8 protein-coding genes, 1 tRNA gene and 1 other RNA gene are annotated in these 11,058 nt (G+C 71.1%); 7 read left to right on the top strand and 3 right to left on the bottom strand.

Annotated features, from left to right (window positions below; genetic code table 11):
* Nucleotides 1-1,456: helicase HerA-like domain-containing protein (locus tag AC1DY2_RS08210; RefSeq protein ID WP_476761970.1), on the top strand; the 1,456-nt coding region annotated here is incomplete at its 5' end.
* A complete protein-coding gene (locus tag AC1DY2_RS08205) occupies nucleotides 1,453-2,208 on the top strand; it encodes a GNAT family N-acetyltransferase (protein ID WP_476761969.1) in 756 nt (251 codons plus the stop codon). The genes AC1DY2_RS08210 and AC1DY2_RS08205, both read left to right, overlap by 4 nt.
* Here the strand turns inward: AC1DY2_RS08205 and AC1DY2_RS08200 are convergent.
* From AC1DY2_RS08200 to ffs, 3 genes are all read right to left on the bottom strand, one after another.
* Nucleotides 2,198-2,647: a hypothetical protein gene (locus AC1DY2_RS08200; protein ID WP_476761968.1), complete on the bottom strand. Its 450-nt coding sequence runs from the start codon at nucleotides 2,645-2,647 to the stop codon at nucleotides 2,198-2,200. The two genes, AC1DY2_RS08205 and AC1DY2_RS08200, sit on opposite strands and share 11 nt — an antisense overlap.
* A 273-nt stretch (nucleotides 2,648-2,920) precedes the next feature.
* Nucleotides 2,921-3,008 (bottom strand) — tRNA-Ser (locus tag AC1DY2_RS08195).
* An RNA gene (ffs, locus tag AC1DY2_RS08190) (signal recognition particle sRNA small type) lies at nucleotides 3,006-3,102 on the bottom strand. Before ffs ends, AC1DY2_RS08195 begins: the two co-directional genes overlap by 3 nt.
* Before the next feature lie 141 nt (nucleotides 3,103-3,243).
* Between ffs and pta the strand changes: the two genes are divergently transcribed.
* From pta to AC1DY2_RS08165, 5 genes are all read left to right on the top strand, one after another.
* Nucleotides 3,244-5,406 carry a phosphate acetyltransferase gene (pta, locus tag AC1DY2_RS08185; protein WP_476761967.1) on the top strand — a complete coding sequence of 721 codons (2,163 nt, stop codon included), beginning with the start codon at nucleotides 3,244-3,246 and terminating at the stop codon, nucleotides 5,404-5,406.
* Nucleotides 5,403-6,653, top strand: a complete 1,251-nt coding sequence (locus AC1DY2_RS08180) for an acetate/propionate family kinase (RefSeq protein ID WP_476761966.1) — start codon at nucleotides 5,403-5,405, stop codon at nucleotides 6,651-6,653. The genes pta and AC1DY2_RS08180 overlap by 4 nt, the downstream gene beginning before the upstream one ends.
* Before the next feature lie 166 nt (nucleotides 6,654-6,819).
* Nucleotides 6,820-7,437: a helix-turn-helix domain-containing protein gene (locus tag AC1DY2_RS08175; RefSeq protein ID WP_476761965.1), complete on the top strand. Its 618-nt coding sequence runs from the start codon at nucleotides 6,820-6,822 to the stop codon at nucleotides 7,435-7,437.
* Nucleotides 7,434-8,783 carry an MFS transporter gene (locus AC1DY2_RS08170; protein ID WP_476761964.1) on the top strand — a complete coding sequence of 450 codons (1,350 nt, stop codon included), beginning with the start codon at nucleotides 7,434-7,436 and terminating at the stop codon, nucleotides 8,781-8,783. The genes AC1DY2_RS08175 and AC1DY2_RS08170 overlap by 4 nt, the downstream gene beginning before the upstream one ends.
* 111 nt (nucleotides 8,784-8,894) lie before the next feature.
* Nucleotides 8,895-11,058, top strand: a 2,164-nt coding sequence (locus AC1DY2_RS08165) for a choice-of-anchor G family protein (RefSeq protein ID WP_476761963.1), incomplete at its 3' end; no start/stop codon positions are given.

Below are 11,058 nucleotides of genomic sequence, written 5' to 3'. Positions count from 1 at the left end.
GGTGCTCGCCGAGCAGCTCGCCGCCCATGGCGTGGCGGTGTTCGCCGCCGACATCAAGGGCGACCTCTCGGGTATCGCGACTCCCGGCGTGGGCAACGAGAAGCTGCTCCGGCGCACCGCCGGCATCGGCCAGGCGTGGGAGGCGGCATCCTTCCCGGTCGAGTTCTTCTCGCTCGGYGGCATCGGCCGCGGCGTGCCGATCCGCGCCACGGTCGCCGGGTTCGGCCCGCTGCTGCTGAGCAAGGTGCTCGGCCTCAACGACACGCAGGAGTCGAGCCTCGGACTCGTGTTCCACTACGCCGAGAACGCCGGGCTGGCTCTGCTCGACCTCGAAGACCTCCGGGCGGTGCTGCAGTACCTCACGAGCGATGAGGGCAAGGGCGAGCTCGAGGGGCTCGGCGGCCTTTCCAAGGCGACGGTCGGCGTCATCCTGCGGGAGCTCGTCGCGTTCGCCGAGGCCGGGGCCGACGCGTTCTTCGGCGAGCCCGAGATCGACACCGCCGAGTTCCTGCGCGTGGCATCCGACGGTCGTGGCATCGTGAGCCTGCTCGAGGTCCCGGGCGTCGCCGACCGCCCGGCGCTCTACTCGACCTTCCTCATGTGGCTGCTCGCCGACCTGTTCAACGACCTTCCCGAGGTGGGCGACCTCGACCAGCCCAAGCTCGTGTTCTTCTTCGACGAGGCGCACCTGCTGTTCGCCGACGCGTCGAAGGATTTCCTGCAGCAGGTCGTGCAGACGGTGCGCCTCATCCGCTCGAAGGGCGTCGGCGTGTTCTTCGTCACCCAGACCCCCAAGGACGTGCCCGCCGACGTGCTCGCCCAGCTCGGATCGCGGGTGCAGCATCAGCTGCGGGCGTTCACGCCCGACGACGCGAAGGCGTTGCGCGCGACCGTCTCGACCTACCCGAGGTCGGGCTACGACCTCGAGGAGGTGCTCACGACCCTCGGCACCGGCGAGGCGATCGTCACCGTCATGAACGAGAAGGGTGCGCCGAGCCCCGTCGCGTGGACGCGGCTCCGCGCTCCGCAGGCGCTGATGTCACCGTCGCCGGATGCCGCGATCGATGCCGCCATCGCCGCGTCGCCCCTGCAGGCGAAGTACGGCACCGCGATCGACCGGGAGTCCGCACATGAACTGCTCACCGCGAAGATGAACGCCGCGGCAGCCGCCGCGAAGGCCGCCGAGGATGCCGCGGCCAAGGCCAAGGCCGACGCCGAGTACGCCAAGCAGCAGGCCGCCATCGAGAAGCAGCGCGACAAGGAGCAGAGGGCGGCGCAGGCCGAGTACGACCGGCTCATGAAGCGCACTTCGAGCACCTCCCGCTCGCGATCCACCACGCGCTTGCGCTCCTCGGGCGGCGACTCGGTGCTCGAGCAGGTGCTCGGATCCAAGGCGACCCGCGACGTGCTCACGAGCGTCGTCGAGGGCATCTTCGGCACGCGGCGGCGGCGATGAGCGCAGAGCGAGCGGATGCCGCGACGGCCGCATCCGCGAATGACGCCGCTCCGCGGCATCCGTTCATCCGTCCCTATCGCCCGGGCGACCGCGACGCCGTCTTCCAGATCTGCCTGCGCACGGCCGCCGGCGGCGGGGACGCGACCGGCGTGTACTCCGACGACTCGCTCATGCCCGAGGTGTTCGCGTTGCCGTACGTGACCTACGACCCCGACCTCGCCTTCGTGGTCGACGACGGGCACGACGGACGCGCACTGGGCTACGTCATCGGCGTCGCCGACACCCGCGCCTTCGTCGAGTGGTGGACGCGCGAGTGGACGCCCGGGTTCCGCGAGCGGCATCCGTCACCAGGGGCCCCCACCGGACGCGAACCGGGCTTCACCGAGGCGCAGCTCATCGACGCCGGCACGAACCCCGACCGCATGCTCATCGCCGAGGTCGACGTGTATCCGGCGCACCTGCACATCGACCTGCTGCCTGTGTTGCAGGGGCAGGGACTCGGCCGCCGTCTCATCGACACACTGCGCGACGCGCTCGCGGCTCGGGGCGTGCCGGCCGTACACCTCGGCATGGACGCCGCCAACACGGCGGCGCGCGCGTTCTACGACCGGCTCGGATTCCACGAGCTGCCGTCGAGCCGTCCCGACGCACCGCTGCTCGGCATCGCGACCGATCGCGGTACGACCGACCGCGGTACCCCAGACCGCCGGGCGACCGACGGTCGCTCGGACGTCGACGAGGTCAGCGCGTGAGCGAGCGCCGCTCGAACCAGTAGAGGAGGTTCGGGTCGGTCTCCCGCAGCTCGGCGAGCGTGACCGGCTCGCTGCGCACGGATTCCTCGGTACCGAGGATCTCGGCCATCTGGTCCATCGTGGCCGAGTTCCAGAACCGCCCGCGCATGCGGAAGACGCCGCGCCCGTTCCGGCTGACGACGAAGAGCTCGTGCGTGGTGTCGAGGCTGTTGGGCCGGTACAGCTCCACGCGGAGGATGCCCGAGATGTCGCGTGCCGCGACCGTGTAGGTGCCGCCGAAGAAGCCGCGCTCGACGATGCCGTACTCACTGACCGAGGCCTGGGTGCGTTGGTAGGCGAGCCAGGCGATCGTGATGAGGGCGGCCGTCACGAGGCCGGTCCAGGCGACGATCGGCCACGTACCGCTCGGATCGAGGAGCCATAGCTCGGCAGCCAGCACCGGCAGTGCGAGCGCGGCGATCGGAAGCCCGATGCTCCGGGTGAGGGTGCGACGCGGCCTCAGGGTGAATACCCTGAGGCCGTCGCCCCTTACTGCCGTCGGCCGGATGGAGGAGCCCCCTGCGTCCCCACTCCTTGTGTCCATCGCCGCCGTTGACATCTCTCACATCATGTTCTTCAGGGCGCTTCGCCGCTATTCCGCATTAATGAGGACACGGCCGTCCGGAAACGACGAACGGCCCGATCTGCGAGGAGATCGGGCCGTTCGAATATCTGGCGGAGGATGGGGGATTCGAACCCCCGAGGGCTTTCACCCAACACGCTTTCCAAGCGTGCGCCATAGGCCACTAGGCGAATCCTCCTGAGACTCCTCACGCACCCGCCAGAGCCCGGTTACCCTTGCTGCGTTTCCGCCCTGGGGGAGTTGGCCTGGATGGCGCCACGTGAGGAGCCGGAGACAGTCTACCCGAGCCGAGCCGGGGGAGTTGACCGCGGCCGACCTCGAGCGGCGGCGGGCACCGCGCCGGCGAACAGGGCCACGCGGCATCCGGCGCATTCCCAGACGTCCGCCGAGGCCCGCCCAATAGGCTGGGGCGCGTGGCGCACCGCATCTACATCTGCTCCGCCGAGGGCAACACCGGCAAGTCCACGGTGGCGCTCGGCACGCTCGACACCCTGACGCGGCGGGCGACGCGCGTGGGCGTGTTCCGTCCGATCTCGCGGTCCACCGAGGAGCGCGACTACGTGCTCGACCTGCTGCTCGCGCACGAGGGCGTGGTGCCGCTCGAGTACGAGGACGCGATCGGCGTCTCGTACGACGAGGTGCACGCCGACCCCGACGCGGCGCTCGCCACGATCGTGCAGCGCTTCAAGGCCGTCGAGGACCGCTGCGACGCGGTCGTCGTGCTCGGGTCCGACTTCACGGATGTCGGGAGCCCGACCGAGCTCGCCTACAACGCCCGCATCGCGGCGAACCTCGCCGCTCCGGTGCTGCTCGTGCTCGGCGGCCGGGTCGGCGAGGGGCGCGCACGCTCCGAGCGACTCGGACACGCCGACGCACGCACGCCCGAGGAGCTCGCCCAGCTCACCGAACTCGCGATCGAGGAGCTCGGGCGCGAGCACGCGACGCTCCTCGGCGTCGTCGTCAATCGCGCCGACCCCGAGCAGCTCGACGTCATCGTGCAGCGCGTCGGCGCGGCCGCTCGGTGGGAGGTCGACGCGGTCTCGGGCGTCGAGACGTTGTCCGCGGCATCCGTCGCCGTGTGGGCCATCCCCGAGGACCCGTTCCTCGTCGCGCCCTCGATGCGCAGCATCATGGCCGCCGTCGACGGCGAGCTGTACGCCGGCGATCCCGACCTGCTCGACCGCGAGGCGCTCGGCGTGGTGGTCGCCGCGATGTCCATGGAGAACGTGCTCACGCGCCTCATCGAGGGATCGGTCGTGGTGGTGCCGGGCGATCGCAGCGAGGTGCTGCTCGGCGTGCTCACCGCGCACGCCTCGGCGACGTTCCCGTCGATCTCGGGCATCGTGCTGAACGGCGGCTTCCCGCTCTCCGACGCGGTCGAACGCCTCATCGATGGCCTGAAGGCGGGCCTGCCGATCATCCGCACGCAGCTCGGCAGCTACGACACGGCGCTCGCGATCACGCAGACGCGCGGCCGTCTCGCCGCAGAATCGCAGCGCAAGCGCGACACGGCGCTCTCGCTGTTCGAGAAGCACGTCGACGGGCACGCGCTGCTCGACCTGCTCGACGTCGCACGTCCCGAGGTCGTCACCCCGCTCATGTTCGAGTACGGACTGCTCGAACGCGCGCGCCGGGAGCGCAAGCACATCGTCCTGCCCGAGGGGTATGACGATCGCATCCTCCGCGCGGCCGCGACGCTGCTCGCCCGCGACGTCGCCGAGCTCACGATCCTCGGCGAGGAGATCGAGATCCGCGCCCGCGCGATCGGGCTCGGCCTCGACATCTCGCGCGCCACGGTGCTCTCGAACCACGATCACGTGCTCGTCTACCGGTTCGCCGACGAGTACCAGCGCCGCCGGGCGCACAAGGGCGTCACGCTCGAGCAGGCGCGCGAGATCGTGCAGGACGTGTCGTACTTCGGCACCATGATGGTCGCGCTGGGGCTCGCCGACGGCATGGTGTCGGGCGCGGTGCACACGACGGCGCACACGATCCGCCCCGCGTTCGAGATCATCAAGACGAAGCCGGGCGTCGACGTGGTGTCGAGCGTCTTCCTCATGGCGCTCGCCGACCGGGTGCTCGTCTACGGCGACTGCGCCATCGTGYCGATGCCGACCGCCGAGCAGCTCGCCGACATCGCGATCTCGTCGGCGGCGACGGCCTCGCAGTTCGGCATCGAGCCGCTCGTGGCCATGCTGTCGTACTCCACGGGCGAGTCGGGCACGGGCGTCGACGTCGACAAGGTGCGCCGCGCGACCGAGCTCGTGCGCGAGCGTGCGCCCGAGCTCGCGGTCGAGGGCCCCATCCAGTACGACGCGGCAGCCGACGCCGCGGTGGCACGCACGAAGCTGCCCGAGTCGACGGTCGCGGGCCGGGCGACGGTGTTCATCTTCCCCGACCTCAACACGGGCAACAACACCTACAAGGCCGTGCAGCGCTCGTCTGGCGCGGTCGCCATCGGCCCTGTGCTGCAGGGGCTCAACAAGCCGATCAACGACCTCTCCCGGGGGGCCCTGGTGCAGGACATCGTGAACACCGTGGCGATCACGGCGATCCAGGCGGCGGATGCCTCGTGAGCATCGTCCTCGTCGTCAACTCGGGCTCGTCGTCGATGAAGTACCAGCTGATCGACGTGGAGGCGGCCGAGCCACTGGCGAGCGGGCTCATCGAGCGGATCGGACAGGCCGACGGCCGGGCGACGCACACGGTGCGGCATCCGTCGTCGAGCGGTGCGCCGGCTGGGTCGGATGCCGCGGGCGGGCCGGATGCCGCTGACGAGACGTTCCGCGACGACGTCGCGGTGCCCGACCACGACGCCGCCTTCGCGTGGATGCTCGAGGCGTTCGCCGCGCACGGCCCGTCGCTGGAGGAGTACCCGCCCATCGCGGTGGGGCACCGGGTGGTGCAGGGCGGAGCGCGGTTCTTCGAGCCGACGGTGATCACCGAGCTCGTGAAGATCAACATCGACGAGCTGTCGGTGCTCGCACCGTTGCACAACCCCGCGAACCTCGCGGGCATCGTCGCCGCCCAGAAGGCGTTCCCCGACGTGCCGCACGTCGCCGTCTTCGACACGGCGTTCCACCAGACCATGCCGCCCGCGGCCTACACGTACGCGATCGACCGCGAGGTGGCGGCGAGGCATCGCATCCGCCGCTACGGCTTCCACGGCACGTCGCACCGGTTCGTGTCGCGCGCGACCGCGGAGTTCCTCGGGCGCCCCGTCGAGGACCTGCGCCTCATCGTGCTGCACCTCGGCAACGGCGCGTCGGCCTGCGCCGTCTCGGGTGGTCGCTCCGTGGAGACGAGCATGGGCATGACCCCGCTCGAGGGACTCGTCATGGGCACCCGCTCGGGCGACCTGGATCCTGCCATCCTGCTGCACCTCGAGCGCCGGGCCGGGCTCGATGCCGACGGGCTCGACGACCTGCTCAACAAGCGGAGCGGCATCCTCGGGCTCGGTGGGCACGGCGACATGCGCGACCTCGTGTCGGCGGCCGAGTCGGGCGACGAGGCGGCGACCCTCGCCCTGGAGGTGTACACGCACCGCATCCGCTCGTACGTCGGTGCCTACGCGGCGCAGCTCGGACGGGTCGACGCGATCGCCTTCACCGCGGGCGTGGGCGAGAACGCGCCCATCGTGCGGGAGTGGTCGCTTGCGGGCCTCGAGGGCTTCGGCGTCGAGATCGACCCCGAGCGCAACGGCGAGCGGGGGAGCGGCGCTCGCCGCATCTCGACGGATGCCTCGCGCACGGCCGTGCTCGTCGTGCCGACCGACGAGGAGCTCGAGATCGCGCGGCAGACGCTCGCCGTCGTCACCGCCTGACCATCGCAACCCCGGCTCTCGCCGCTGGGACTCGTCACCACTCCCGGTTGAGGACGCGAACGGGGCTTCGTGCCGACCTCATACGCCCAGATCGCGTCCTCAATCCGCGGGCGGGAATTGCGCAAGAACTATTGTGCAACGAGTCTTGCGGAGTTAGCATCGACGCATGAGCGACTCTGAGCATGCGCCCACCCCCGCGCCACGGGATGAGCACCGAGACCGGGTCATCCAGGTCCACGATCCCGGCCCCATGCGTGCGCTCGCGCACCCCCTGCGGCTGCGCATCTTGGGCCTCCTCCGCGTCGAGGGACCGCAGTCGGTCGGCGCGCTCGCGCAGGCCACCGGCGCGGCATCCGGATCGGTGAGCTACCACCTCGCGACGCTCGCGAAGCACGGGTTCGTCGTGCCCGCACCCGAGTTCGAACGAGACGGCCGCGAGCGTTGGTGGAAGGCCGCGCACGAGATGACGACCTCCCAGTCGGCGGACTTCCTCGACGATCCAGATCGGCGCGAGGCCGACGAAGCCATGCGGCGAGCGGTGCTCGATCTCTACCACCGCGAACTCCTGCAGGCGCTCGACGCCGAACTCGACCTCGAGCCCGAGTGGGTCGCCACGTCGGACTCGAGCGACGGCGGAGCGCAGCTCACGCTCGACGAGTTCCGCGAGCTCAACGCCGACCTCGAGGCGGTGCGCGACAAGTGGTGGGCGCGCGGCCGCGAGCCCCGCGAGGGCACGCGCGCGGTGCGGTGGATCACGCACACCTTCCCCCGGACGCTGTCATGACCGGGGCACGGCGGCGCGCGCCGCTGTTCGCGCTCTACACGGCCCAGTTCTTCTCGCTCGGCGGCAACGCGATCGCGCTCGTCGCCATCCCGATCATCGCCCTGACCCAGACCGGCTCGCCGCTCGCCGCGGGCGTGGCCGGCGTGTTCGCCACGGTCCCGCTCATCATCGGCGGCACGTTCGGCGGCGTGCTCGTCGACCGCTTCGGCTATCGCGTCTCGAGCATCGCCGCGGATGTCGCGAGCGCGCTCGCCATCATCGCCATCCCGTTGCTCAGCGCCACGGTCGGGCTCTCGTTCGGGGCGCTGCTCGCGCTGGTGTTCCTCGGTGGCCTCCTCGACCCGCCGGGTGACACCGCGAAGACGGCGCTCGTGCCCGATCTCGCGAAGCTGGCACGGATGCCGCTCGCCCGCGCCGCGGGGGCGCAGTCGGCCGTGCAGCGTACCTCCACCATGGTCGGCGCGGGCGTCGCGGGCGCCATGGTCGCGCTCCTCGGGCCGGTGCCGGCGCTCATCGTGGACGCCGGCGGATTCGTCGTCTCGGCCGTGCTCGTCGCCTGCTTCGTGCCGCGCGCGGTGGCGGCGGCCGCCKCGGACGACGCTGCCGACGGCGACAGCGACGGCGAGGGCGTGGGCGAGCCCACCAAGGGCGGGTTCGTCGTCGGTATCCGCTTCATCGCGAGGCATCCGCTGCTGCGCGCCATCGTGCTGCTCGTGACGCTCACGAACGCGATCGACGCCGCCGGCATGACGGTGCTGAAGCCGGTGTACGCCACGCGGGTGCTGCACGACCCGGCCGTGCTGGGCTTCATGGTCGGATGCTTCGCGGCGGGCGCGCTCACGGGCTCCGCGCTCTTCGGGGTGCTCGGCCACCGCTACTCGGGGCGGGTGATGTTCGCCACGTGCTTCGTGCTCGCCGGCACGCCGCCCTACCTGGCGATGGCGCTCGGTGCACCGCTGCCCGTGCTCCTGCCGGTGCTCGCGCTGTCGGGCCTGGCCGCCGGCGCCCTCAACCCGATGATGTCGACCGCGATGTACGGCGAGGTGCCCGACGGCATGCGCGCGCGGGTGTTCGGTGCCCTCACGGCGGGCGTTGCCGCGTCCATGCCGCTCGGGGCGCTGCTCGGCGGGCTCGCGGTCGAGCAGGTAGGGCTCGTGCCGACGCTCGCGACGTGCGCGGCGCTCTACCTCGTACTCGGCGGCAGCCCGCTCTTCATCCGCGGGTTCGCCGGGCTCAGTGCGGCGCGCGACCATGGGGTGGCAGAGGAGGAGACGAACGCCGGGGACGGCATCGACGACGACGCTGCGACGACGGGATCCGACATTCCCGAGGTTTCGTCGAGGTAACCTTCAGTCATCCATCAGGAAACCCTTGTCCCCGACCGCGACTTGGCTCTAGGTTGACATCGGGGGACGGGCTCGGGGGAGTCCGCCATTCGTCGACATGGGGGTTGATCGATGGAGCAGCAGACACGCGCCTGGGCGCGGATCGAGCGGGATCGGGGGAGCCGCGGCAGGCGGTTCCGGTTCCGCAGCACCGCGTTCCTGAGTGTCGTGGCCGTGCTGGCCGCGGGCGGTGTGCTGACCGCGACCGCAGCTCCGGGCGACACGTCGCACGCGGAGGGGCAGTTCCTCTCGGGCTCGCTGCTGGACTCGGTGGACCTCAGCGCAATCGTCGGCATCGACGGGGCGACCGCGACGAGCGACGGCGTCACGCCCGAGACGAACGCGCAGAACCTCGACCTCGGTGTGCTCGGTGTGTTGAACGTGGACGTCGGCGGCGGGATCCAGCTGCCCATCGACTTCGCGGACGCGGGCGTCGTCGGCCAGTACGCGAGCGCCGCCACAGACGGCTCGTCCCTCGGTGCGTCGGGCCTCATCTCCGACTCCGGGGCGATCGGCACCGGCGTCACCCCCGCGCCGGGCGTGGCGCCCGGGCCGCTCGGCTTCGACCTCGCGGACTTGCTGGGTGCGGAGTTCGCCGGCACGATCACCGACCTCGACCTCGAGGTGGGCGCGGTCGGTGCGAACGCGTCGGTGACGGCCGGTGGCACGCCGGTCGGCGACTACGAGATCGCCTCCGCGTTCGTGCAGGTCGACAGCCCGGTGATCGCGGGCATCACGGGGACGGTGAACGGCGCGGTCGGCACGCTCAACACTGCCGTCGACGCACTTGAGGGCCAGCTCGTGCAGGGAGTTCTCTCCGCCGTCGACAGCGTGCTCGACGTGGGCGGGCTCGGCGATGCCAGCGCGACCGTCTCGGTCGATCTTCCCGCGGCCGTCAACCCGATCCTTACGACGCCGCTCGACTCGGGCGGCGGGGTGGTCATCGATCTCGCCGCAGGCACCATCACCCTCGACCTCGACCAACTCGTCGGCGGTCTCAACAGCCTGCCACCGAGCACAGAGCTGCTCTCGGCCGCCGTGCTGACCGAGGTGACCACCCAGGTCGCCGACCTCATCGATGGGCTCGTCGACGATCTCGGCACGGCGATCACGGAGGCGCTCGACGCCGCGACCGTGTCGGTCGACGTCGACGTCAACGCCCTCGGCCTCGTCCCGCTCGTGAACGTGACCGTCGACGGCACGCTCGCCAGCATCGCCGACGGCACGGCCACCGTCGACATCACCGCGCTTGGAATCCTCCCGATCACCGGAGTCACGGATGCGCTCATCCTCGGAGCGCTCGGCCCGATCGTCGACGCGGTCATCGACCCCGTGAGCGGAGCGCTCGGCACCTTCCTCACGTCGCTCACGACGAACGTGCTGAACCCGGTGATCAACGCGCTGAACCCCGCCATCCTGCTGCTCGACACGGTCGTCTCGCTCCTCGCCAACGTGCAGGAGCCCGAGCCGCCGGTTGCCGGCGCCGTCTTCCAGGAGACCGCGCTGCGACTCAGCGTCCTGCCGACGGCCATCGTGCCCGGGCTGCTCGAACTGAACCTCGCCCGAGCCCTGGTGGGGCCGAACCTCGTGGCGCCCGTGCTCCTCTCGCTCACCCCGGATGAGGGTCCGACGGCGGGAGGGACCGACGTCACCATAGTGGGCACCGGCCTGGCCGGCACGACGCAGATCACGATCGACGGCGTGTCGGTGCCGTTCACCCAGGTGAGCGACACCGAGGTCGCCTTCACGACGCCGGCGCACGTTGCAGGCCCGGCCAACGTGGTGGTGACCACGCCGGGCGGTCAGAGTAGCCCGTTGCCGTTCACGTTCGTGCCGGCTCCGGTGCTGACGGCGCTGACGCCCGATGAGGGTCCCGTCGCGGGCGGCACGCCCGTCACGATCACCGGCACCGACCTGGCCGGCGCGACCGAGGTGACSATCGACGGCGCGTCCGTGCCGTTCGTCCAGGTGAGCGACACCGAGATCACGTTCACGACACCGCCGCACGCGGCCGGCCCGGTCGACGTGGTGGTCACGACGCCGGGCGGCGCGAGCAACCCGCTGCCGTTCACGTTCGTGCCGGCTCCCGCGCTGACCGCGCTCACGCCCGACGAGGGTCCGGTCACCGGCGGCACGCCCGTGACGATCACCGGCACCGACCTGGCCGGCGCGACCGAGGTGACGATCGACGGGGCATCCGTTCCGTTCGTCCAGGTGAGCGACACCGAGATCACGT

It is taken from the genome of Agromyces sp. P1_H4 (assembly GCF_056405255.1).
The sequence above is the reverse complement of the archived record's forward strand: the minus strand, read 5'-3'. Positions and strand labels throughout refer to the sequence as shown.